Source organism: Sphingobium sp. AP50 (assembly GCF_900109095.1).
In the GTDB taxonomy this organism is placed as follows: domain Bacteria; phylum Pseudomonadota; class Alphaproteobacteria; order Sphingomonadales; family Sphingomonadaceae; genus Sphingobium.
Genome location: NZ_FNYZ01000002.1, coordinates 389,354 through 412,164, shown reverse-complemented (window position 1 = coordinate 412,164; position 22,811 = coordinate 389,354). Strand labels below are relative to the sequence as shown.

Annotated in this window: 22 protein-coding genes; 7 read left to right on the top strand and 15 right to left on the bottom strand. The window is 64.7% G+C overall.

Translation table 11 applies throughout. From position 1 onward, the window contains the following. The 9 genes from BMY84_RS07930 to BMY84_RS07890 form a co-directional block, all read right to left on the bottom strand. Positions 1-182: SDR family NAD(P)-dependent oxidoreductase (locus BMY84_RS07930; protein WP_143075004.1), on the bottom strand; the 182-nt coding region annotated here is incomplete at its 3' end. Positions 183-308: 126 nt separating this feature from the next. Further along, on the bottom strand, positions 309-1,148 hold the full coding sequence (gene kduI, locus BMY84_RS07925) for a 5-dehydro-4-deoxy-D-glucuronate isomerase (RefSeq protein WP_093082685.1): 840 nt from the start codon (positions 1,146-1,148) through the stop codon (positions 309-311). Positions 1,149-1,250: 102 nt separating this feature from the next. Next, entirely contained in the window at positions 1,251-1,859 is a 609-nt protein-coding gene (locus tag BMY84_RS07920) for an LUD domain-containing protein (RefSeq protein WP_093082682.1), read from the bottom strand. Beyond that, complete coding sequence (locus tag BMY84_RS07915; protein WP_093082680.1) at positions 1,856-3,250, bottom strand: lactate utilization protein B; 1,395 nt, start codon at positions 3,248-3,250, stop codon at positions 1,856-1,858. Before BMY84_RS07915 ends, BMY84_RS07920 begins: the two co-directional genes overlap by 4 nt. Next, entirely contained in the window at positions 3,247-4,002 is a 756-nt protein-coding gene (locus tag BMY84_RS07910) for a (Fe-S)-binding protein (RefSeq protein WP_093082677.1), read from the bottom strand. Before BMY84_RS07910 ends, BMY84_RS07915 begins: the two co-directional genes overlap by 4 nt. After that, positions 3,999-4,991 carry an alpha/beta hydrolase gene (locus BMY84_RS07905; RefSeq protein ID WP_093082675.1) on the bottom strand — a complete coding sequence of 331 codons (993 nt, stop codon included), beginning with the start codon at positions 4,989-4,991 and terminating at the stop codon, positions 3,999-4,001. Before BMY84_RS07905 ends, BMY84_RS07910 begins: the two co-directional genes overlap by 4 nt. After that, a complete protein-coding gene (locus BMY84_RS07900) occupies positions 4,982-5,788 on the bottom strand; it encodes a rhamnogalacturonan acetylesterase (RefSeq protein WP_093082672.1) in 807 nt (268 codons plus the stop codon). The genes BMY84_RS07905 and BMY84_RS07900 overlap by 10 nt, the downstream gene beginning before the upstream one ends. 57 nt (positions 5,789-5,845) lie before the next feature. Continuing rightward, positions 5,846-6,610, bottom strand: a complete 765-nt coding sequence (locus BMY84_RS07895; protein WP_093082669.1) for an SDR family NAD(P)-dependent oxidoreductase — start codon at positions 6,608-6,610, stop codon at positions 5,846-5,848. A 20-nt stretch (positions 6,611-6,630) separates the two neighbouring features. Beyond that, positions 6,631-7,458, bottom strand: coding sequence for an IclR family transcriptional regulator (locus BMY84_RS07890; protein WP_093082666.1), 828 nt, complete (start codon positions 7,456-7,458; stop codon positions 6,631-6,633). Positions 7,459-7,648: 190 nt separating this feature from the next. Here BMY84_RS07890 and rhmD point away from each other — a divergent pair, with 190 nt between their 5' ends. The 7 genes from rhmD (at position 7,649) to BMY84_RS07855 (ending at position 14,336) form a co-directional block, all read left to right on the top strand. After that, complete coding sequence (rhmD, locus tag BMY84_RS07885) at positions 7,649-8,833, top strand: L-rhamnonate dehydratase (protein ID WP_093082804.1); 1,185 nt, start codon at positions 7,649-7,651, stop codon at positions 8,831-8,833. 21 nt (positions 8,834-8,854) lie between these two features. Further along, positions 8,855-9,712: a fumarylacetoacetate hydrolase family protein gene (locus tag BMY84_RS07880; RefSeq protein ID WP_093082663.1), complete on the top strand. Its 858-nt coding sequence runs from the start codon at positions 8,855-8,857 to the stop codon at positions 9,710-9,712. Continuing rightward, positions 9,709-10,458 (top strand): SDR family NAD(P)-dependent oxidoreductase, encoded by a 750-nt coding sequence (locus tag BMY84_RS07875; protein ID WP_093082660.1) that lies wholly within the window; start codon positions 9,709-9,711, stop codon positions 10,456-10,458. Before BMY84_RS07880 ends, BMY84_RS07875 begins: the two co-directional genes overlap by 4 nt. A 69-nt stretch (positions 10,459-10,527) precedes the next feature. Next, positions 10,528-11,430 (top strand): amidohydrolase family protein, encoded by a 903-nt coding sequence (locus tag BMY84_RS07870; RefSeq protein WP_093082657.1) that lies wholly within the window; start codon positions 10,528-10,530, stop codon positions 11,428-11,430. After that, complete coding sequence (rhaT, locus tag BMY84_RS07865) at positions 11,427-12,491, top strand: L-rhamnose/proton symporter RhaT (RefSeq protein ID WP_093082655.1); 1,065 nt, start codon at positions 11,427-11,429, stop codon at positions 12,489-12,491. Before BMY84_RS07870 ends, rhaT begins: the two co-directional genes overlap by 4 nt. After that, positions 12,491-13,531 carry a glycoside hydrolase family 43 protein gene (locus tag BMY84_RS07860; protein WP_093082652.1) on the top strand — a complete coding sequence of 347 codons (1,041 nt, stop codon included), beginning with the start codon at positions 12,491-12,493 and terminating at the stop codon, positions 13,529-13,531. The genes rhaT and BMY84_RS07860 overlap by 1 nt, the downstream gene beginning before the upstream one ends. Further along, positions 13,518-14,336 (top strand): alpha/beta hydrolase, encoded by an 819-nt coding sequence (locus BMY84_RS07855; RefSeq protein ID WP_093082650.1) that lies wholly within the window; start codon positions 13,518-13,520, stop codon positions 14,334-14,336. Before BMY84_RS07860 ends, BMY84_RS07855 begins: the two co-directional genes overlap by 14 nt. A 4-nt stretch (positions 14,337-14,340) precedes the next feature. Here BMY84_RS07855 and BMY84_RS07850 read toward each other — a convergent pair whose 3' ends face one another. The 6 genes from BMY84_RS07850 to BMY84_RS07825 all read right to left on the bottom strand — a co-directional run bounded on the left by BMY84_RS07850 (position 14,341) and on the right by BMY84_RS07825 (position 22,809). Then, positions 14,341-15,378, bottom strand: a complete 1,038-nt coding sequence (locus BMY84_RS07850; protein WP_093082801.1) for a LacI family DNA-binding transcriptional regulator — start codon at positions 15,376-15,378, stop codon at positions 14,341-14,343. Between the two features lie 45 nt (positions 15,379-15,423). Beyond that, the gene (locus tag BMY84_RS07845; RefSeq protein ID WP_093082647.1) at positions 15,424-16,386 is read right to left on the bottom strand and encodes a family 43 glycosylhydrolase; all 963 of its coding nucleotides are present in this window, start codon (positions 16,384-16,386) and stop codon (positions 15,424-15,426) included. Next, positions 16,383-17,570 (bottom strand): SGNH/GDSL hydrolase family protein, encoded by a 1,188-nt coding sequence (locus BMY84_RS07840; RefSeq protein ID WP_093082645.1) that lies wholly within the window; start codon positions 17,568-17,570, stop codon positions 16,383-16,385. Before BMY84_RS07840 ends, BMY84_RS07845 begins: the two co-directional genes overlap by 4 nt. 14 nt (positions 17,571-17,584) lie before the next feature. Further along, positions 17,585-19,096, bottom strand: a complete 1,512-nt coding sequence (locus tag BMY84_RS07835) for an MFS transporter (RefSeq protein ID WP_093082642.1) — start codon at positions 19,094-19,096, stop codon at positions 17,585-17,587. 97 nt (positions 19,097-19,193) lie between these two features. Continuing rightward, the gene (locus BMY84_RS07830) at positions 19,194-21,668 is read right to left on the bottom strand and encodes a glycosyl hydrolase 115 family protein (protein WP_256215136.1); all 2,475 of its coding nucleotides are present in this window, start codon (positions 21,666-21,668) and stop codon (positions 19,194-19,196) included. A gap of 25 nt (positions 21,669-21,693) precedes the next feature. Next, a complete protein-coding gene (locus BMY84_RS07825) occupies positions 21,694-22,809 on the bottom strand; it encodes a beta-galactosidase BglB (protein WP_093082638.1) in 1,116 nt (371 codons plus the stop codon). Positions 22,810-22,811: the final 2 nt, after the last annotated feature.

The window sequence follows — 22,811 nt, the reverse complement described above, 5'->3', positions numbered from 1 at the left end:
ACGATCTCAGCCTTGCGGCCCAGCGCCCGCACCTTCTCGACAGTCTCCTGCGCCGGAGTGCGGCCCACAGCCGCAATGTCGGCTCCCGCGCTGGCCAGCGACAGCGCGATCGCCTGCCCGATGCCGGTATTGGCCCCGGTAACGATCGCATACCTGCCGGTCAGATCGAAGATATTGGTCATCAGCTATTCTCCGCGTCATCCCCGCGAAAGCGGGGACCCATCTTCTGCCCTTCAAGTCGGGCGCAAGGTCGAGAGAGGGTTTCCCGCCTGCGCGGGAATGACGATAAGGGGGAAAGTGCGTGCGGATTACGCCAACTGGCAGATATCCAGCACATTCATGTCGGTATAATCCTGATTTTCGCCCGCCATCGCCCAGATGAAGGCATAGGCCTTGGTGCCCGACCCCATATGCACCGACCAGGGCGGCGAGATCACGGCCTCCTCATTGGCCATGACGATATGGCGCATCGCCTCACCCTCGCCCATATAATGGAAGACGCGGTCGGCCGGGCCATCCAGCTCGAAATAGAAATAAATCTCGCTGCGCCGCTCATGGATATGCGGGGGCATGGTGTTCCATACCGAACCGGGCTTCAGCACCGTAAGTCCCATCACCAGCTGCGCGCTGTCGCACACGCCGGGGATCACCAGCTGATAGATGGTCCGCTCGTTCGACTCTTCCAGCGACCCGCGCTCCAGCGCATTGGCGTCGGCAATGCCCAGCTTGCGTGTCTGAAAGCCCTTATGCGCCGGGCAGGAGGCCAGATAGAAGCGCGCACCGGCGCCAGCGAAGAGTACCTCCTTCGCCCCCATCGTCACATAAAGGCAATCCTTGTTGCCCAGCGTGAAGACTTCGCCATCGACCGTGACCGTCCCTTCCACGCCCGAGACATTGACGACCGCCAGTTCGCGCCGCTCCAGAAAGGGATGGCCCGCTGCCGAAGCGGGTTCAGTCTGCGCCGGCAGCGCCACCGGCGCGTCCACCACCGCCACGCCGCCAATCACGAACCGCTCGGCATGGGTATAGTTCAGCACGCATTCCCCGTCGCGGAACAGACCCCCGATCAGATAGCGATCCCGCAACTCCTCGTTCGACACGCACTCCATCATGTCGGGATGCGTCGCATAATAGGTCTTCTCGAACATCAGGCGTCTCCGTTGCCGCTTTTGCTGCAGCTTATACCGGAGCGTGGATCGAATGCAAGCCTATTTTCCCGTAATGTGGACTAATGTTCCTACATGCGGTTATCATTGCCGCAGCAACAGGACATGCAGGAAGCGCGGACCATGGGCGCCGCGAACATAGGTGCCCTCAATATCCGTGGTGCCCGATACGCCGGTGATCCAGTAATGCGCGCGCGGCTGCACGCCGGGCAGGGGGGCATCCTCCAGATAAGGCACGATATCGCCCACCCGCAGCAGGACGATATGATGCAGCGCCAGGAAATTGGGCAGCATCGGCGCCGTCGGCCCGGTTTCGAAGATCAGCGATCCGCTTTCGGCAATGCCCCGCCGCGCGATGGCGATGGCGGCGGCTTCGTCGGGCGCCGCCCGATCGTGCAGGGTGAAGCCCTGCCAGTCGCAGGCCACCAGCCGTGGATCGGGCGGTATGCACAGCGTCAGCGCTTCATTCTGGCTCTCCAGATAGCGGGCGACCGCCGCTGGTAACTGCGCCATATCGTCTATGACGTCATGGGTCGCGCTGATGCTCGGCAGGGCAAGGCGCGCCAGAAACTCCGCCTCCAGCGCCGCTTCGTCCACCCTCGGCCGCTCCGGCGCGATCAGCAGGGCATCGGCTTCCGCCTTGCTCGGCGCATCCCCCTTCAACCGGGCGAAGATCGTGTCGCGGGCGCTCACGAACGGCGCTCCTTCTTATATTGCTCCATGAACGTGCGAGCGGCAGGCTTGGGCATGTCGCGATAACGGGTCCAGCCGCCCGCCAGCGGCAGCTTGTCGATCCAGCCTTTCCGGCCCAGCATCCGCATCGCCCGCACCGCCATCCCCGTCCCCAGCCGATAAAGGCGCGGCCGGGTCGCGACCCAGGCCCACAGGCTCAGGCCCGCCCGCATTGATGTCGGCTCCAGCCCCTCGCGCCAGCTCTTCTCGCGCCAGCCGCGTAGCAAGGTGGGCAGCGGAATCCGCACCGGGCACACTTCCTGACATTTGCCATTGAGCGTGCAGGCATTGGGCAGGTCGCGGCTCGGCTTCAACCCGTCGAAAGCGGGGGTCAGCACCGCGCCCATCGGCCCCGGATAGGTGCCGCCATAGGCATGGCCGCCAATCTGGCGAAACACCACGCAATGGTTCATGCACGCGCCGCAGCGGATGCAGCGCAGCATTTCGGCCAGCCCTTCCTCGCGCATCTTCGTGCGTCCATTGTCGACCAGCACGATATGCATTTCTTCCGGCCCGTCCCGGTCGCCCGCCCGCTTCGGCCCGGTATAGAAGGTCGTATATTGGGTCAGCGCTGCGCCCGTGGCGGACCGGGCCAGCATCCGCAGCATATGGATGGCGTGCGGCATGCTGGGCACGATCTTCTCGATCCCCGCCGTCACGATGTGGACGCGCGGCGGCACCAGCGACAATTCGGCATTGCCTTCATTGGTGACGGTGCAGACCGCGCCCGTGTCGGCGATCAGGAAATTGGCGCCCGATATGCCCACATCCGCGCCCAGCATCTGCGTGCGCAATTCCCGCCGGGCGCTTTCCGCCATGGCGGCGATCGTCTCTTCCTCATGCGGGCTGCGATGCTTCGCCTTGAACAGCGCCGACACCTGCTCGCGCGTCTTGTGCATCGCCGGCCAGATGATGTGCGACGGCCGCTCGTCGGCCAGTTGGATGATATGTTCCGCCAGATCCGTCTCGACCCGGCCGATCCCGGCTTCGGCCAGCGCATGGGGCAGGCCGATCTCCTCGCCCAGCATCGATTTGGACCGCGCAACGCTCTTCGCGCCTGCCGCCTTGCAGATGTCGATGACGATCCGGCAGGCTTCGTCCGCCGTGCTGGCCCAATGGACCTTGGCCCCGGCGGCGGTCGCGCTCGCTTCAAACTGTTCCAGATAGGCGCCCAGATGCGCGACGACATGATCCTTGATCGCTGCCGCCCGATCCCGCGCCGCCTCGAAATCCGGGAAGGCGTCGACCGCGACCGCCCGCTTGGCTTCCGCCGTCCCCGCCGTCCGCTCGACCGCCACCTTCAATATGCGGTCGGCCAGCGCCGTGTCGGCCCGCGCCTTGAAGCCGCTCATGCCTCTTCCCCGATCGCGGGGCCATCCGCCATGCCAGCGATCAGTTCGATCGCATGATAGGCGCGCGCCTTGCTTCCCTTACGATTGAGCTTGCCTGCCATGTTCATCAGGCATCCCAGATCGCCCGCCAGCAGCAGGTCCGCGCCGGTTGCGTCGATCGCATCCGCCTTCTCGCCGACGATCGCGTTGGAAATGGCGGGATATTTGACGCAGAAAGTGCCACCAAAGCCGCAGCACGTCTCTTCGCCCTGCAACGATGCAAAGGTCAGCCCGTCAATCGCCTTCAGCAACCGGCGTGGCTGCGCCTTGATGCCCAGTTCGCGAAGCCCCGAACAACTGTCATGATAGGTCGCTCTGGCGTCCACGCTCACGCCTTCGGGTTTCCACCTCAGTACTTCGTCCAGATAGGCCATGACCTCGAACGTTTTGCCCGCCACCGCCTGCGCCCGCGCCAGCCATAGGGGATCATGCTCGAAAATTTCGGGATAATGGCAGCGGATCGTCCCCGCGCACGACCCCGACGGCACGACCACCGCTTCATAAGGTTCCAGCGCCGCGATCGTCTGCTTCGCCAGCATCATGGCGTGGTCCCGGTCGCCGCTGTTGAGCGCAGGCTGGCCGCAACAGGTCTGCCCCTCCGGCACGACCACCTCGCACCCCGCCGCCTCCAGCGCGCGGATCGCGGCAAAGCCGATGCGCGGCCGCATCATATCGACCAGGCAGGTAACGAACAGGGCGACACTCTTGGTCATGCTATATGGCGTTTCGCAAATTGGAGGAACAGGTCGGGCCAGGGCGCTGGCGCGGCGGGCGGGGCCACCAGCCCAAAACCATGGCCGCCATTTTCGAACAAATGGCATTCGGCCGGAATCTTGCGCGCGCGCAGTGCCGCCAGCATCGCCAGACTGTTTTCGACCGGCACGGCCGGATCATCGATCGCATGGGCCAGAAAGACCGGTGGCGTTTCCGCACTCACATCCTGATCCAGCGAGTAAGCGCGCATCCGTTCCGCCGTGGGATTCGGCCCCAGCAACTGGGTGCGCGATCCGGCATGGACGAACGGCCCTTCCATCTGGATCACCGGATAGAGATAGGCCGCGACCGCCGCTTTGATCGGCTCCCGGTCGGCCGCATCGATCGGCTGATAGGTTTCCATCGGCGCGCGGCTGGTCAGCCAAGCGGCCAGATGCCCGCCCGCTGAAAAGCCCATCACGCCGACCCGGTTCGCATCATAATGTTCGCGCGGGGCGAGGGCACGGACCATCCGCAAAGCGCGCTGCGCATCCTGCAACGGCGCCTCGGCTCCCGCCGCCCAGCCATCGCCCGGCAGGCGATAGAGCAGCGAAAAACAGGCATAGCCAGCCGCCGCCAGCCGCCGGGCGATATTATACCCCTCATGGCCGATGGCGACCCGGCTATAGCCGCCGCCGGGGATCAGCAGCATCGCCGCGCCATTCGGCCTGGCCCCCACCGATGCCGGGCGCAACAGCGTCAGCGTCGGCGTCACCACATGGGCGAAGACGCCGTCGTCCGGCCCGCTGTCCGGGCGGCGCAGCGTCTCCACTTCCTGCACGCTCACATGCTCGCCGCCCGGCGCCTTGCCCGGCCAGATCGGGAAGCGCTCGAACCCGGCGGGCAGCGGGAAGGGGCCGTTATTGATAGTCTGCCCCAGAACAGGGCCGGCCATGGCGGCGCTCGCCACCGTTCCGGCGATCAGGCTGCGGCGATCGATCATCGGCATCTCGTGCTCCCCAATGGCGTGGTGAGGGTCAGGTCCGGCCGCTGCGCCAGCACCTTGCGCGAAACCGGCAGGTCCAGCGTCGACAGGCCCTCCGCCACCAGATTCGCAACCTGCCGCGCGCCCAATTCGCTGAAATGCGTATTATCGTCTATCCCCTTGGGGAAAGCGGCGATCCCGTCCTGCGCGCGATAATGGAGGTAGAGCGCCTTCGACGCTTCCGGCCCCGCCCGGTCGAGCCAGACCCGCGATCGCGCCTCCAGATCGATCAGTGGCACATGCAGTCCCGCGGCCAGATCGCGCATCACCCCCGACCATGCCGGATAATCGGCAACAGCCTTGCCATCTGCGCCGAAGTTGCGCCGCGCGACTGGCGTCACCAGCACCGGAATGCCGCCCGCCGTCCGCACATCCCAGATGAAGCGCATCAGGTTGTTGCGATAGTCGGTCTGCGCAGGTGCCCAACGTTCGGGCTTGCCCCGCGCCTGATCATTATGGCCGAACTGGATCAGCACCGTGTCGCCCGGCAGCATGTCCGCCAGCAGCCGGTCCCATCGCCCCTCCGCCAGAAAGCTGCGGGTCGATCGCCCGCCCATCGCATGGTTGATCACCCGCACGTCCGGCTGCAACCCGCAAGCCAGCATCTGCCCCCAACCGGTCTGGGGATAGCGATCTGGGGCATAGCTGGCAGCGGTGGAATCGCTGGCAATCAGGATCGTGTCGCCCGGCCGCGTGGCATGCGCCGATGTGACAGCAAACAAGGCTGCGGCCATAGCGGCAATCTTCGGGGCGATCCTCATCGGCACATTCCATTGTCCGTCATTCCCGCCTGCACGGGAATGACGCTGTTGCAAGAACTACTGCAAATTCACATACATGCCGCCGTCCACCAGCAACGCGGCGCCGGTGACATAGGCCGCCATGTCGGACGCCAGGAAGACGATCGGCCCGGCCAGATCCTCCGGCTGGCCCAGACGGCCGAGCGGCGTGCGGGCTTCCATATATTGGCGCTTCTCGACATCGGCCAGATCATCCTTGTTGATCTCGGTCAGGATGGTGCCCGGCAGCACGCTGTTGCAGCGAATGCCATGCTTGCCCAGCGCGATCGCTGTGGACTGCATCAGCGAATGCACCCCCGCCTTGGTCGGGGTGTAATGCGTCTGATATTCCCCGCCGACCAGCGCGGAAATGGAGGATACGGCGACGATCGATCCGCCATGCCCCTGTTTCACCATCTGCTGCGCGGCCGCCTGCACCATGAAATAGGCGCCATGCAGATTCACCTTGAAGGTGCGCTCCACCACATCGACCGGCATGTCGAGGAAGGCGTGGAAGGGGCAGATGCCCGCATTGCTCACCATCACGTCGACCTTGCCGAACGCCTCGACCGCCTTGCCCACAAAGTCCTGCGCGGTCTGCGGGTCGGCGACATCGCCCTTTACCGCAATGGCCCGCTGGCCCAGCGCCTCGATCTCCGCGACGCAGCTCTGCGCAGGGCCGTCGCTATGGGCATAGTTGATCGCGACATCGGCGCCATGCTGCGCCGCACCGATGGCGGCGGCGCGGCCGATGCCGGTGGATGCGCCGGTGACGAGGACGGTCTTGCCTTCAAGCAGCTTCATGGGATCGCTCTTCCTTGCGTTTAGCGCCGCGCGGGGCGCCGGGATGGTTTCACGGCCGGGGTCCAGCCCAGATCCGCGCTGATCTTCTGTGCAGTGTCGCGCACCTCGCCGCTCAGGGCGGCCATGCGCTCGTCATCCATATATTGCGCCGCACTCGACAGGCTGATGGCGGCGACGATCGCGCCGGAGGCATCACGCACGGGCGCGGCGACACAGCGAATTTGGTCCTCATTCTCCTCAAGGTCGAAGGATCGGCCGTCGCGCACATAACCGCGCATCCGCTCCAGCCAGGTGGCGCTATCGGCATTATGGGTGCCCGCCTCGCGCTCGGCCTCCAGCAGGCGCGTCCATTTCGCCTCCGGATCGTCCAGCATCAGCGCCTTGCCCAGCCCGGTCGACGTCAGCGGATGCCGGTCGCCGATCCGGCTGGAAATGTCGACGCGGCGCCGCCCGGCGATCTTGTCCAGATACAGCGCCTGATCGCCATCCAGCCGGCCCAGATGCACCGTATCCTCGCTCAGCGTCGCCAGCGCTTCCAGATGCGGCCGGGCGATCTGCACGACATCCGCCTGACTCTGCGCCAGAAAGCCAAGCTGCAACAGCTTGGGGCCAAGCTGATAGCCCTCGCGCGGCAGGAAGATCAGGAAACCACGCTCCACCAGCGCATTGGCCAGCCGATGCGTGGTCGATCGCGTCAGCCCCATGCGCGCCGACAGGTCGGCGAGCTTGATCGGCCCGTCGATGACCTGGTCGAGCAGGTCCAGTCCGCGTTGCAGGGTCTGCGATCCCTGCACTTTCGACTTTTCCTCTCGCTCTCCCGATTCCGGGTTTGACGCATTCTGTCTCATCTACTAATACTCTATCCCACAAAATGAGAAAAACAAGGGTCAAGGAGAGGCCGGACATGATTCTTCCGATCAGTCCAATCTCCCCATCGCCCGACTTTATGCCCATTTTGGCCATATATTGGAAGTTTTGGCCAGATCGTCCCATATTTTGGACGGCTGGCGTGATCCGGGGAGTTTTCGCGTGCCGATCGTGACGTTGCCGAAGATCAAGCATGTCCGCGCCTTTACCGTGCGCGGCGGTGGTGCCGACTATCATGACCAGGGCGAAGGCCACTGGATCGACGACCATATCGCCACGCCCATGTCGAAATATCCCGAATATCGCCAGTCGCGGCAGAGCTTCGGCATCAATGTGCTGGGCACGTTGGTGGTGGAGATCGAGGCGGAGGATGGCACCGTCGGCTTCGCTGTGACGACCGGTGGCGAACCGGCGGCCTATATCGTGGAAAAGCATCTCGCCCGCTTCCTCGAAGGGCGCTCGCCCACGGATTACGAGAAAATCTGGGACCAGATGTACTTCTCGACCCAATATTATGGGCGCAAGGGGCTGGTCATCAACGCCATTTCCGGCGTCGACCTCGCGCTCTGGGATCTGCTCGGCAAGCTGCGGCAGGAGCCGGTCTATCATCTGCTGGGCGGCGCGGTGCGCGACGAACTGCAATTCTACGCCACCGGCGCACGTCCCGACAAGGCGAAGGAATTCGGCTTCATCGGCGGCAAGATGGCGCTGCACCACGGCCCGGCCGAAGGTGTCGAGGGCCTCAAGAAGAACATCGCCGAACTGGCCGACATGCGGTCGAAGGTCGGTGACGATTTCTGGCTGATGTGGGACTGCTGGATGGCGCTGGACGTCGACTATGCCACCCGCCTTGCCATCGCCGCCCATGAACTCGGCCTCAAATGGATCGAGGAAGCGATCAGCCCGGACGATTATTGGGGCTATCAACAGCTCAAGCGCAACGTGCCCAAGGGCATGCTCGTCACCACCGGTGAGCATGAAGCGACCCGCTGGGGCTTCCGCATGCTGCTGGAAATGGACTGCTGTGACATCATCCAGCCCGATGTCGGCTGGTGCGGCGGCGTGACCGAATTGCTCAAGATCAGCGCGCTGGCCGACGCCCATGGCAAGATGGTCGTGCCCCATGGCTCGTCCGTCTACAGCTATCATTTCGTCATCACCCGCCACAACTCGCCCTTCGCCGAATTCCTGATGATGCACCCCGGACCGACGGAAGTGGTGCCGATGTTCCACCCGCAATTGCTGGGCGAGCCGGTGCCGGAAAATGGCCGCCTGAAGGTGACCGCGCTCGACAAGCCGGGCTTTGGCGTCGACCTCAACCCCGACATCAATATGCACCGCCCCTATACCCACTGATCTGACAGAGAGACTGACCCCATGAAATTCGTTCGTTTCGGCCAGCGTGGCCAGGAAAAGCCCGGCGTCATCGATGCCGACGGCAATATCCGCGACCTGTCGGGCGTCGTGTCCGACCTGACCATCGAAAGCCTCGCCGCTGCCAAGACCGCCGACATCGCCTCGCTCCCCGTCGTCGACGGCGAACCGCGCTATGGCGTGCCGGTCAAGGGCATCGGCAAGATCGTCGCCATCGGCCTCAATTATGAGGATCATGCGATCGAATCGAACCTCCCGATCCCCACCGAACCGATGATGTTCATGAAGGCGCTGTCCTCGCTCAACGGCCCGAATGACGAAGTCGTGCTGCCGAAGAATTCGACCCATGGCGACTGGGAAGTCGAACTGGGCGTCGTCATCGGCGAAACCTGCCGCTTCGTCAGCGAAGAAGACGCCCTGTCGAAGGTCGCGGGCTACACCCTCGTCAACGACGTGTCGGAACGCTTCAACCAGAAGCAGCGCGGCACCCAGTGGAGCAAGGGCAAGGGCCACGACACTTTCTGCCCGGTCGGCCCCTGGCTGGTTACGGCGGACGAAGTCGGCGATCCGCAGAATCTCGACATGTATCTGAACGTCAATGGCGAGCGGATGCAGACCGGCAACACGAAGACGATGATCTTCAACGTCGCCCAGCTCATCTCCTATGTCAGCGAATATATCACCCTTTATCCGGGCGACCTGATGATCACCGGCACCCCGCCGGGCGTGGGCGAGGGCAAGAAGCCCAATGCCATCTACTTGAAGGCCGGCGACGTCATGGAACTGGGCATCGAAAAGCTGGGCACCCAGACGCAGAATGTCTCCGAATGGCGTCACCTCGGCGACGTGGTGCTCGGATGAGCGTCTATGCGGGCCGTTTCGCGGGCCGTAACGCGATCATAACCGGCGGCGCGTCGGGCCTGGGCAAGCAGGTTGCCGCGCGCATCGTTGCCGAAGGCGGTCAGGTGGCGCTGTGGGATCTCAATCCCGAAGCGCTCGCCGCGACGAAAGAGGAAGTCGGCGCCGCCCATGTCGTCGCACTCGACGTGTCCGACTATGCCGCCGTCGCCGCTGCCGCGAAGGAAACGGCCGCGGCGCTAGGCAAGGTCGATATCCTGATCTGCTCGGCCGGCATCACCGGCGCGACCGCCACGGTGTGGGACTATCCGGTGGACAGTTTCCAGCGGGTGATCGACATCAACCTCAACGGCCTCTTCTACTGCAACCGGGAAGTCGTGCCCTTCCTCCTCGAAAACGGCTATGGCCGGATCGTCAACCTCGCCTCCGTCGCGGGCAAGGAAGGCAATCCCAACGCCAGCGCCTATTCGGCCAGCAAGGCGGGCGTGATCGGCTTCACCAAGAGCCTCGGCAAGGAACTGGCCGGCAAGGGCGTCATCGCCAATGCGCTGACCCCCGCCACCTTCGAAAGCCCGATCCTCGCCCAGCTTCCCCAGAGCCAGGTCGACTATATGCGCTCGAAAATCCCGATGGGCCGCCTTGGCCTGATCGAGGAATCGGCCGCTATGGTCTGCTTCATGGCCAGCGAAGAATGCAGCTTCACCACCGCGTCGACCTTCGACACGTCGGGCGGCCGCACCACCTTCTAAAGTAAAGTTGCGCGGCGCGACCGGCCAAAAGAGCCGGAGCGCTGCATTTTCACTATGGGAGAGGATTGCATGATCCCCTTTGTCGATGCCCATATCCATTTGTGGGATCTCACGCATATCCGCTACGACTGGCTCAGCCCGCCCTTTTCGGATGATGGGCCGAACGGCAGCGTGGAGCCGATCGCCCAGGATTATGGCGTCGCCCACTATCGCGCCGACCTCGCCCGCTGGAATGTGGTGGGCGCGGTCCATGTCGATGCCGGTGCGCCAGCGGAGAGCGCACTGCACGAAACCCAATGGCTCGACGGCCTCGCCGCCGTGGAGGGTCTTCCTACCGGCCTCGTCGCCTTCGCAGCGCTCAATGATCCGGACGTCGACGCGCTGCTGACCGCACAGGCCGCCCATCCCCGCGTCAAGGGCATCCGCCATATCATCAACTGGCATGCCGACCCGAAGCGCAGCTACACGCCCGCCGACCTGACCGTCGATCCGCAATGGCAGGCGGGCTACGCGCTGCTCGCCAAGCACGGCCTGTCCTTCGACCTGCAATGCTATCCGGGTCAGATGCCCGGCCTCGCCGCACTGATCGCCCGTCATCCCGATATCCCGGTCATCATCAACCATATGGGCATGCCGGTGCTGACCGATGCCGATGGCCTTGATGACTGGCGCCGGGGCATGAAGGCGCTCGCCGCGCTGCCCCATGTCGCGGTCAAGCTGTCGGGCATGGGCTTCATCCGCCGCGACTGGACCCGCGAGACGATCGAACCGCTGGTCCGCGAGGCGATCGACCTGTTCAGCGTGGAGCGCTGCGCCTTCGCCAGCGACACGCCGACCGACAAGCTGTTCGGCCCCATCGACCGTTACATGGAATCCTACCACGCCATCGCCGCGGACTTCGCGCAAGCCGATCGCCGCGCCCTCTTCGCCGGCAATGCCAACCGCCTCTATCGTCTGGGACTCGACCTATGATCGCCAATCCTCTGCTCGGCGTGCTGTTCCACTGGCTGGGCGGCCTTGCCTCGGCCAGCTTCTATGTCCCCTTTCGCGGCGTCAAACGCTGGAACTGGGAGATTTTCTGGATCACCGGCGGCCTCTTCTCCTGGGTGGTCGCGCCCTGGTTCTTCGCCTCGATCCAGACCCATGACCTGATGGGCGTGATGCGGCAGGTGCCATCCTCGGTCGTTGGCTGGTGCGTCTTCTTCGGTTTTCTCTGGGGTTTTGGCGGCCTGACCTATGGCCTGACCATGCGCTATCTCGGCCTTTCGCTCGGCATGGCGGTGGTGCTGGGCCTGTGCACCGTCTTCGGTACGCTGATCCCGCCGATCTTCGACGGGACGTTCATGACGGAGATTGCCGGCACGACCCATGGCCAGATCGTCCTCCTCGGCCTTGCCGTCACTCTGCTGGGCATCATCGTCGTCGCCATGGCCGGCGCGCGCAAGGATGAAGCGCTGTCGGCCGAACAAAAGGCCGCCGCCGTCGCCGAATTCGATTTCAAAAAAGGCATCGCTGTCGCCATCTTCTCCGGCATCATGTCCTCCTGCTTCGCCTTCGGTCTGGCGGCGGGACAGCCGGTGAATGAACTCAGCCGCGCGGCGGGCACCGGCCCGCTCTGGGTCGGCCTGCCCACCTTGTGCATCGTCATGTTCGGCGGCCTCATCACAAACGCGCTCTGGTGCACCTGGCTGATCGTGAAGAACCGGTCGGCCGGGCAGTGGATCGGCGCGCCCGACGCATCGGGCCAGCGCCCGAAACTGCTGCCCAACTTCCTCCTCTGCGCGCTTGCCGGCACCGCCTGGTATTTCCAGTTCTTCTTCTACACCATGGGAGAGAGTCAGATGGGCCGCTTCGGCTTCTCCAGCTGGACGCTCCACATGGCCTCGATCATCATCTTCGGCACCCTCTGGGGCTTCGCCTTCAGGGAGTGGAAGGATGCCGCCCCCGCCGTCCGCCGCATGGTCTGGACCGGCGTCGGCCTGCTGGTCTTCGCCACCATCATCATCGGCTATGGCAACCGGCTGGCGGTGTGATGGGGAGGCTACTCGCCGCGTTGCTGCTGGCGCTCTCCGCCCCGGCAGCGGCGGCCGATGCGCCGCTGCTGACATCGCACCTGCGCATTCACGATCCCTTCGTCGTCGCGGAGGAGAGAGCCAAAACCTACTGGCTCTTTTCGAAAAATGATCCGGCGGTAACGGGCGACAAGCGGTTCGGCATCATGGCCTATGCCAGCACCGACCTTGCCCATTGGCGCAAACCAAAGCTGGTCTTCGCGCTACCTGAAGGCAATTGGGCCAATGACGGCGGCTGGGCGCCCGAAGTCCATCAGTGGAAGGGCCGCTACTATCTGTTCGCGACCTTTCACAATGACAAGGCGCTGATCGCCACCACCGGCAAGCGTCCGCTCTATCGGCGCGCGACCCTGCTGGCGGTGGCCGACCGGGTCGATGGCCCCTACACACTGATCCACAACGGCGAACCCGTCACGCCATCCGGCGATATGACCCTCGACGGTACCCTCCATGTCGATCCTGCGGGCCGGCCGTGGATGGTCTATGCCCATGAATGGATGCAGATGGGCGCCGGCACGATCGAGGCGCTGCCGCTCAAGGACGACTTCTCTCCGGCCGGACCGCCCCAATTGCTGTTCCGCGCCAATGAAGCCGACTGGGTCGTCGGCCAGAAACAGCCCGAAGGCGACACCGGCTATGTCACTGACGGCCCCGAACTCTTCCGCACCAAGACCGGCACCCTGCTGATGCTCTGGTCCAGCTGGGGCAAGGGCGGCTATGTTCAGGCACAGGCACGCTCGAAAAGCGGGACGCTGGCCGGCCCATGGGAACAGCTTGGCCCGCTGGTCGAGCAGGATAGCGGCCATGGCATGCTCTTCCGCACCTTCGACGGGCGGCTGATGCTGGTGCTGCACCGCCCGTTCAAGCGCGCGCTGGCGAAATTCTACGAGATGCGCGACGCGGGCGACCGGCTGGAAATCATGCGCGAAGCGGTCGAGTTGGATGGCGAGGCCTATCCCACCCATGGCTGCCCGATGGAGGCGCAAGATGCTGGCTGCTGATCTGGTCTGGCCGTTGCATGGCGCGCCAACGGGCGCCTTCACGCTGGAGGATGCGGCGGCAGCGCCCGAACAGGCGGTCGTCACCGCCGTCGATCGCCCGGTGCTGCTCGGCTATGCGCCCGAAACGCCTAATGGCCGCGCCATGCTGATCCTCGGCGGCGGCGGCTATACCGCGCTGATGGCGGGGCGGGAGGGGATACAGGTCGCCCGCTGGCTGACCGCGCTCGGCTATCATGCCTTCGTCCTGATCCACCGCTTCCCCCGTGCAGCCACCGGCCCATCCGCGCCGCTGGACGATGCGCTGGCGGCGATGGCAATGATCCGCGCCAGCGGTCTGGCGGAAAAGGGGCTGGGCGTGGTGGGCCTGTCCTCCGGCGGCCATCTCGCCGCCTGCCTGATCGCCGACTATCCTGCGCAATGGGGCACGGTCCAGCCGCAACGGCCGGACCTGCTGGTGGTCGGCTACGCGCCCATCTCCACCAATGCAAAGGGGCGGACGATCATCGCCGACAAGCCGCCCTTGCCACCGCTGGAAAAGCAGGCCCTCTACGACGCGCTCCAGCCCGACGCCCAGCTTCTGCCCGACCCGCCGCCAACCTTCATCATCTATGCCGGTAATGACCCGGTCGTGCCGGTGGCCAACGCCCATCGCCTGCACGATGCGCTGAAGGCCGCAGGCGCCAGCCCCGAACTCCATATCTTCGCCGACGCCCCGCACGGCTTTGCGCTCGACACACCGGACCTGCCGGTGTCGCTCTGGCCCCGGCTGTGCGAAGCCTGGCTGCGGCAGGTGGGGTTCCTTTAACTGATCAATGTCGCGCCGGCACCGCGTCCGACTGGCGCCGGATCAGCTGATAATCCAGCTTCACCTTGCCGATAATGTCGCCCGCGCCATCATCCCGGTTGCGGAACCGCATCGCCAGCAGGCCGATCGCCTTCCGGCTCATGTCGCGGATCGGCTGACGGATGGTGGTCAGCGCCGGCCAGATCGCGGCCGCCAGCGGCGTATCGTCAAAACCGCAAATGCTGATTTCCGCCGGCACGTTGATCCGCCGCTGATGCGCTACGGTGATCGCGGCGGCGGCCATATCGTCATTGCAGGCGAAGATAGCGGTCGGCCGCGCCTCCAGCCCCATCAGCTGCTCCGCCGCATCCAGCCCCGACCGATAGCTATAGTCGCCCGGCACGATCAGATGCTCGTCCAGTTCCAGCCCATGATGGATCAGCGCATCGCGAAACCCCTGCAATCGCCGCGCGCTCGACCGGTGGCGGGGATTGCCCTCGATAAAGCCGATCCGCTGATGCCCCAGTTCGATCAGGTGCCGGGTCAAATCATAGGCGGCATGGCGGTCGTCCGTGCCCACGGTCAGCATCTCCGGCCCGTCATGGTCCGGCGCGATCGCGACGATGGCGATGTCGCGCGCCCGCAGCGCCTCGATCAGTTCCGCCCAGTCGCACAGCGGCGGCGGCAGGATCACGCCCGCCACATGGCCATGGGCCACCTGATCGACGATTTCCTGCGCGAAGGCGCCCGGCGCGCATTGCTCGACCACCAGATGCAGGTGCCGCTGCGGCGCTTCGCTGAGCGCGCCCAGCAGCAATTCACCCAGATAGGCTGATGTCGTGCTGTTGCTGTGCAACAGGGCGACCCGGTGCTGCGCGCTGCCGGCCAGCGCCCGCGCGGAGGCATTGGGGATATAGCCCAGTTCCTTGACCGCCAGTTCCACCGCCCGCTGCGCCTTGGCACTGACCAGCGCCTTGCCGTTGATCGCGCGCGACGCGGTCATGATCGACACACCGGCGCGGGCGGCGACCTCCTTGATCGTGGGGGGCTTTTTCTTCTGCATCCCCATCTCCCTAGCCGCTTTTACAGCCAAGGAAAATCGGGTGATTCAGGGGATCAGCCGGACAGGGACGGGGGCTTCCCGGTCGACGCTGATCACCCCGTCCTTTTCCTTCAGTTCCGCGATCTGCAACACACTGCGCCGCTTCCAGTCGGGGTTGGCCTTCGCTTCATCCTCGCCCTCCTGATGGACGAAATAGAGAATATAGGCGCGCTTGCCCGCCACGATGATATCGGGATGCTGTCCCTTCGCCCGGTCGGTGGGCTGCGTCCCCGGCGTCGCGAGAATATGCCCCGGCTGCGTCGTCCAATGCGCGCCATCGTCGGATCGCATCACCAGCAACCCCTTCCACGCATCGGAAATCAGCCAGTATCGCCCCTTCCATCGAAAGGCTTTTGGCCCTTCGCCGGGTGTCTGCGTCAGCCGTTGTCCGACCGTCCAGTGGATCAGGTCCGGGCTGTCGGCGGTGACGATCGCCTTATTCTGCCGCTCATCGTTGAAGAACAGCCGATACCCACCTTTGGGCAGGGCCAGCACGCTTGCATCGATCACCCGGTCGGACCCCAGTTCCAGCCGCTCGCCACAGGTCCATTGTTGCAGGTCCGGGCTGGTCAGATGGACGATGAAGCGCGGCGCGTTCCAGTCGCGATAGATGCCCGGCACCACCGTCAGCCACATATGCCACTGGCCCGCCAGCCACTGCACTTCGGGCGCCCATAATGTCTCGCCGGTGCAGGCCTTGGGAATGTCCGCCGTCCCGCCATAGGTCCAGTGCGCCCCATCCTTCGACCGCGCGATGCCGATCGCGGTGCCATGCACCCAGCGCACATCCTTGGCATCATCCATGGGCAAATCGGCACGACGGTTGGTGTAGAACATCACCCATTCGCCTGTCTTGCGATCGCGCACAGTGGAGGCATCGGCCGCCCCGTCATGCACCGGATCGCGGAACAGCGGCTTGGGCGCGATCGGGCCGCTGGCTGCCGCCATCATGAGCAGCGCCGCGATCATCGCAACAGCCCCAGGTCGACCGCATCGGCTATCACGCGGAAACCCGCATCATTGGGATGCAACGCATCCCCGACATCATAGGGCTTGGCCATGCGCGCCGGATCGGTCGGATCGGCCACCGCCTTCGCCAGGTCGACATGCCCGTCGGCTTCCTTGGTGCTGCGAATCCAGTCATTGACCGCGATCCGCACCGCCTCGCCCTGTTCGCTCCAGTAACCCGCGCCCTTATAGGGCAGGATCGTCGCCAATATGACCTTCACGCCCCGGTCATGCGCCCGCGCGATCATCTGGCGATAGGCGCCGATCAGATCGTCGCGCGTCGGGATCGGCCGTTGCTGGGCAAAGGCGGCGCCGATATCGTTGACGCCCTCCAATATCACGACATGGGTCACGCCCGGCACCGCCAGCACATCGCTGTCGAACCGTGCGAGGGCATTGTTCCCGTCGCCTTCGGACAGCAACCGGTTGGCGCTGATCCCGGCATTCGCCACCCCCACGGATCGCCGCCCGGCCTTTTGCAAACGCTCCGCCAGCAGGTCCGGCCAGCGCCGGTTGCTGTCGGGTGTTGCGCGCACGCCATCGGTGATCGAATCGCCCAGCGTGACGATGGTCGTCCCGGCCTTGCGATTGTCCACCTCGACCCCGGACAGGATGATGCGCGGGCCGATGATCGTCGACCCGTTCAGGCTGGTCGCTCCCGTCTGGTCGCCCGGCGCGGTCCAGCCGGTCGCGGCGGAATAGCTGTGCACCGTCGCATCCGGCGCGCCTTGCGGCAGGTGGATGCTGATGGTCAGGCGGGTGAGCGGCTTCACCGGCATGGCGATCGGATCGCTCAGCATCGGCGCGCGCGCGGGCACGGTCGCACCCTGCGCTCCGTTGAAGGTCACGACATGGTCCGACCCCGGCAGGATCGCGCCATCCTCACCCGCCAGTGCGACATGCACCGCGCCCAGCAGCAGCGGCTGGGTCGACATTTCGTTCGACAGGCGCAACCGGATGCGCGTCCCGCCGCTGCTGATCCGCACCACCTGTCGCAGCGTGCGGTCCTTGAGGTCAGGCCGCTTGTCGACCGGCGCTTTCGATGCCAGCGGCGCCGCCATCCAGCTACGCGACCAGCCTTCCGCCTGCACCGGCGCAGCGGCCAGCGCCAACAGCATCACCACCGGTCCCGCCATAGTCCGCATCACGCCCGTCTCCCTCATTGCGCCGCCGATCCGGCCACCGGGTTGTTGCCCCACAGCCGGTCATAGCGCCAGCCTGACAGATCCTCGACCACATGGGCCGCGCCCGCCGAACTTGGGGTGCGCGCGCCGCTGCGCAGATGCTCGATCTCGCGCATCAATATCTCATGGGTCGCCGGGCTCAGCCGGAAGCGCCGGGACACGAGAATGCCGAACGTCAGGCACCCGACCGTGCCGACCCCCAGCAGCAGGGCCATGGTCAGGATCGCGCCATCGCTCTGGACCGGCGCACCGGACGCGAAACCGCCCGCCTGCATGATGAAGCCCACGCCCGCCACGGCCGCTGCCTGTGTCGCCTTGCGCACGAAGGTCATGACTCCGGCAAAGCTGCCCTCGCGCCGCTGGCCGGTCACGATCTCGTCGACATCAGCCATATAATTATAGGTCGCCCAAGGGATATAATTGAGCGCTCCGCGCCCCAGCCCCACCAATATGATCGGCAGCCAGATCCACGGCGACGTCGCTGGCACGCCCAGCAGCCACAGTGCCAGCAGCGCGAACACCCCCACCGCGCAATCGGCGGCCGCGACCTGATAGGCGCGCGATGGCGACGCTCGCAGCGCCAGATTGATCGCGATGATCACCGCCACGAACTGGACGATATACATGGTGCCCAGCAGCCCCGCCGCGATCGCGGTCGAACCCGCCAGTGCGAAGATCACGAAGAAGGTGAAGGCCGCGTTGAAAATGTCCTGGCTGATATAACCGCCCAGATACATGCCCAGATGCAGGCGAAACGCCCGGATGCGCATGGTCGAAAAGAGATTGCGATACAGCGCCTTCAGCGCCTGTCCGGCCCCGCCAGCTTCGCTTCGGGCAGGCACCGCCTCCAGCGCGCCGGGCATATGCCGTTCCCAACTGAACAGATAGAGCAGCCCGGCCGTCACCATGAACAGGGCCGCGAAGATCATCCCCATATAGAAGAAGGTGTCCGCGCTGTCCCGGCCCAGCGCGTTGATCAGCCATAACGGCAGGAAGCCGGCGAGGATGGCCGATGCCTGCCCGAACAATATGCGTGACCCCGCGAACTTCGCCTTGGTGCGATAGTCGGTCGACATTTCCGCCGCCAGCGTCTCGAACGGGATGATCTCCATCGCATAGACCAGCTCGAACAGCACATAGCTGACCAGATAATACCAGAATCCCTGACCCGGCAGCCACATCAGCGCGAAGCTGGGCAACAGCGGAATGGCGGCCAGAATGAAGAAGCGCCGCCGCCCGAATTTCCGCCCCAGCCATGTCGAGCCGAAATGATCGGAAATATAACCGATCATGGGTGAGGCGAAGGCGTCCAGAATGCGCGCCACGGCAAAGATCGTCGCCGCCTGTCCCGCGCTCAGCCCGCAAAATTGGGTGTAGAAGATCAGCACCCAGCCCGAAATGACCGCCATCGATCCGGCGCCCAGCACATCGTTGGAGCCATAAGCGAGATAATTTTGCAGGCGGACCGGTCGGGTGGTTTCAGACACGTGCTATCTCATCCTCGCCTTGGAATGCGCCTGCGATTCTTATCGTCGGGCACGGCATTAAATGCCACATAGTGGGCATCTATCACGCAATATGAAATTAATGCAAGGCGGGATCGGCGTCCACAGGCAGGAAGCGGATCGCCTCGACCCTCACCCCGCTGTCCTGCGCGTCCACCGCTACCCGATGCTGTCCGCCCGGCAGTTCATCCGGCAGGGGCAGGCTCAGACGATTGTCCAGCACGCCCATCGCCCAGTCGCGACTACCGGTTTCCCGCGCCGCTTCCAGCATCTGTTCCCGCCCGTCGACATGCAGCGTCAGCCGCAAGGGATCACCGTCCCGGTCGGCATAGGTCGGCAGCAAATCCACCACCATCCGCCATCGCCCGACGGGCAGGCTGACTGAAGTTGTCGCGCTCCCGTCCTTGCCGGTCGTCGCCAGCAAAGAACCCTGACGCCCCAGCCCATCGACCAGTCGCCAGCCTGCCCCCGCTACAAAATCGCGCGGCGCAACAACTGTCTCTCTCGCTGTTTCTCTTGCGCCTGGTCGGGGCGCCACCATCGGCGCAACCGCATCGACCGGCGGCAGGATCGGCGGCGTCAGCCGATAGCTGCGCCATTGCCCGTCGGCTGGCTCCATCGCCATCATCCCGCGCCATTTGCCGCCAGCGACCTCCCGATTATAGCGCCGGTTCAGCGCCGTCAGCGTCTCGTCCGCCGCATGGGCGATCGCCCCGCGCCGCATCGCTTCCGCCAGATCCGTGTCGCGCAGCCGGTCATGCGCGTCCGCCGCGAAGAAGCGCCGGTTCGCGGCCGCCGAAGCCTGCACCGGATAGCCCACCAGTTCGAACCAGGCATCGCGCCGCGCCTCCGGCATCAGCTTCTCGATCCGCGCCGCCTCCGCCGCCATCGCCCCGAACGCGGCCAGCCGTTCATCCGCCTGCGGAACCGTCAGCGGGCTTGGCCGGGCTTTCTGACCCGGAAGATAATATTGCAGATGTTCGGGCCGCCGCTCGAAATTCAGCCGGTGATAATCGCGCAGCACCGCCGCGATCGGCCCCGCCTGCGCCGCATCGATCGTCTCGGCGGCCCATTTCTCCACAAACTTATCCACAGCCTGTCCCCGGACTTTATCCACATCCCAGGCAAGGCTCAGAAAATAGTCGGTGGCCAGTTCCGCCGGCTTCAGGTCGCCGACATTGGCCACCCACATGCGCCGCGCGCCCTTGTCCCAGGCGCGGCCCATCTCCTCCCGGATCAGCGCCGGCGGCGTGGTCGACAGCCACAGATAGGATAAAGGCGCGCCCAGATAGGACAGATGATAATAGACGCCCGATCCGCCCTTGCGCGCGCGTTCCGCTGCATCGGGGAAGTGACGGATATAGCCGAAATTATCGTCCGGCCACATCAGCGTCACATCGTCCGGCACCCTCAGCCCCGCGCGATAGACGTCCAGCACCTCCTTATAGGGGGTGAAGATTTGCGGCGAAGCGCCGATCCCGGCCTTGCCCAGCATCGCCCGCTGATCGGTGAAGATGCGCTCCAGCGTGGCGCGTCGCTCTTCGACCGTGGTCGGCCCCACCATCCCGCTGTCATGAATGCCGCGCATCCCCAGCGTCCAGATGCTTTCATAGGCCGCGTTGGTCCCGACCCGCTCCGCCCAGTAGCGGCGCACCCCATCCGGATTTTTCAGATAATCGAAATCCGCCGCCGGTGCGGTCCATTCGCCCACATTGTTGCGCAGCATCGGCTCGGCATGGCTTGATCCCATGACGATGGCATAGCGCTCCGCCAGCGCCGCATTGGCCGGATCGGCGTTGAAGGGCGTCGTCACCTTGTGCATCGCGGGCCACAGCAGATTGGCCTTCAGCCGCAACAACAGTTCGAAGACCTTTTGATAGGTTTTCGGCCCCAAAGGCTTCTCGCCCGGTGCATGGGTGCCCGCTGCCCAGGGGACCAGCCCCCAATCCTCGTCATTCAGGAAGATGCCGCGATAGCGCACCGATGGCGGGCCAAAGCGCCGCGTGCCCCGCGCCACATAGAGCGCATCCCGGTGCAGCGGCGCGACATCCGCCCACCAGTGCCAGGGCGATACGCCGATCCCGCGCGAGAGTTCATAGGCGCCATAGGCCGTGCCGCGCCGGTCGCTGCCGATGATCAGCAATGCCCGCGCCACGCCCGGCGCCGGTCGCTCCACCGGCACGATCAGGAAACTCTCCCACGCGCCCTTCAGTCGGCTGACGTCGATCCGCCGCGCCGCCGCCAGCCGGTCGATCGCGGCATTGCGGCCCAGCGTGCCGATCCACAGCTCCGCCGCGCCGCCCTCCCGCGCGCCCGTCACCGCCTCTATGTCGCTTCGCAAATCCGCGGCGGCGATCCGCACCACCTCATGATCGGCCGGGTCGATCACGATCCGCGCGGCCTGTCCATTCGCCGCCAGCGCAAAGTCGCCGACCTGCGCCTGGTCATGCACCCATGTCCCGGCCAGCGCGGGCGCGCCGCACAAAAATGCCGCCAGCCCGATCAGGCCGGCGGCACCCTTGGGCAGAAAGCGAAAGAGGCGCAGTCCTTCCACAGCCGTCCCCTTGTCGCCGCCTGTTTCAGATATAAGTGCGCAGGAATTCGCCCAGCGCACAGATGGCCAGGCTCTGGCCATAGGGCATGGAGGTCAGCGCGATATCCTTGTAGAATTGCTGCGTGTCGCCCATCGCGGTGCCGAAACTGACCTGCTGCAACTCGCCCGCATCGTCGATATTGGCCAGCACGCCGCGGACCGCCTTGATCCCGACATCCTCATAAGGACGCGGCAGATAACCCTTCCGCACCGCCTTGAGGATACCATAGGCGAACCCGGCCGTGGCCGATGCCTCCAGATAGCTAGTCGGATCGACGATCAGCGTATGCCACAGGCCCGTCTCGGCATCCTGCGTTTCGGCCAGCGTCTTCACCTGTGCGGCGAGCGTATCGATCAGGAAGGTGCGGAAGAAATCACCTTCCGGCAGGTCCAGAATCTCGATGATTTCGGGAATCGCGATCGTCACCCAGCAATTGCCGCGCGCCCACAGCGCCTCGGCAAAATTATGCCGACCGTTAAAGTCCCAGCCATGGAACCACAGACCCGTCTTCGTATCGAACAGATATTTGATATGGACCAGGAACTGCCTTTTGGCTTCCTCGATATAGGCGGGGCGGTTCAGCAGCAGGCCGATCTTGGCCAGCGGCAGCACCGACATCATCAGCGTGTCGTCCCACATCTCGCCGGGGTTCACGTCATTATAGACGATATGCTGGAACCCGCCTTCCTCCGTCTTGGGCAGGCCGTCATCGGCCATCAGCCATTCGGCCCAGACATCCAGATAGGGGATGTAACGCGGGTCCGGCTCATGCTCATACAGATAGGCCAGCGTGATGAACGGGGCCATCGTGTTGATATTCTTGGTCGGCGTGCCTTCGGCAAAGCGATCCTCGAACCATTGCTTGATGATCGTCAGCGCTTTCTGGTCGCCGGTCTGCTCATAATAGCGCCACATGCCGAACAGGCCGACGCCATGGGTCCATTCCCATCCGGCCCATCCCTTGGTGTCGATGATACGACCGTCTTCCAGATGCAGCAGGAATTCGCCCGTCTCGTCCTTGATATTGACCAGATTGTCCATCAACCGGTCGATGGCTTCCACCACCGCGCCGCGCGGGACATCATGATTGAGAGCGGCCACTA

What these genes read in the sequence shown, in the direction of transcription:
- kduI (WP_093082685.1), bottom strand. Translation starts at nt 1,148, where the DNA reads ATGTTCGAGAAGACCTATTATGCGACGCATCCCGACATGATGGAGTGC.
- BMY84_RS07915 (WP_093082680.1), bottom strand. Translation starts at nt 3,250, where the DNA reads ATGAGCGGCTTCAAGGCGCGGGCCGACACGGCGCTGGCCGACCGCATA.
- BMY84_RS07890 (WP_093082666.1), bottom strand. Translation starts at nt 7,458, where the DNA reads ATGAGACAGAATGCGTCAAACCCGGAATCGGGAGAGCGAGAGGAAAAG.
- BMY84_RS07840 (WP_093082645.1), bottom strand. Translation starts at nt 17,570, where the DNA reads ATGCGGACTATGGCGGGACCGGTGGTGATGCTGTTGGCGCTGGCCGCT.
- rhaT (WP_093082655.1), top strand. Translation starts at nt 11,427, where the DNA reads ATGATCGCCAATCCTCTGCTCGGCGTGCTGTTCCACTGGCTGGGCGGC.
- BMY84_RS07850 (WP_093082801.1), bottom strand. Translation starts at nt 15,378, where the DNA reads ATGCAGAAGAAAAAGCCCCCCACGATCAAGGAGGTCGCCGCCCGCGCC.
- BMY84_RS07900 (WP_093082672.1), bottom strand. Translation starts at nt 5,788, where the DNA reads ATGAGGATCGCCCCGAAGATTGCCGCTATGGCCGCAGCCTTGTTTGCT.
- BMY84_RS07870 (WP_093082657.1), top strand. Translation starts at nt 10,528, where the DNA reads ATGATCCCCTTTGTCGATGCCCATATCCATTTGTGGGATCTCACGCAT.
- BMY84_RS07910 (WP_093082677.1), bottom strand. Translation starts at nt 4,002, where the DNA reads ATGACCAAGAGTGTCGCCCTGTTCGTTACCTGCCTGGTCGATATGATG.
- BMY84_RS07905 (WP_093082675.1), bottom strand. Translation starts at nt 4,991, where the DNA reads ATGCCGATGATCGATCGCCGCAGCCTGATCGCCGGAACGGTGGCGAGC.
- BMY84_RS07895 (WP_093082669.1), bottom strand. Translation starts at nt 6,610, where the DNA reads ATGAAGCTGCTTGAAGGCAAGACCGTCCTCGTCACCGGCGCATCCACC.
- BMY84_RS07875 (WP_093082660.1), top strand. Translation starts at nt 9,709, where the DNA reads ATGAGCGTCTATGCGGGCCGTTTCGCGGGCCGTAACGCGATCATAACC.
- BMY84_RS07855 (WP_093082650.1), top strand. Translation starts at nt 13,518, where the DNA reads ATGCTGGCTGCTGATCTGGTCTGGCCGTTGCATGGCGCGCCAACGGGC.
- BMY84_RS07845 (WP_093082647.1), bottom strand. Translation starts at nt 16,386, where the DNA reads ATGATCGCGGCGCTGCTCATGATGGCGGCAGCCAGCGGCCCGATCGCG.
- BMY84_RS07880 (WP_093082663.1), top strand. Translation starts at nt 8,855, where the DNA reads ATGAAATTCGTTCGTTTCGGCCAGCGTGGCCAGGAAAAGCCCGGCGTC.
- BMY84_RS07860 (WP_093082652.1), top strand. Translation starts at nt 12,491, where the DNA reads ATGGGGAGGCTACTCGCCGCGTTGCTGCTGGCGCTCTCCGCCCCGGCA.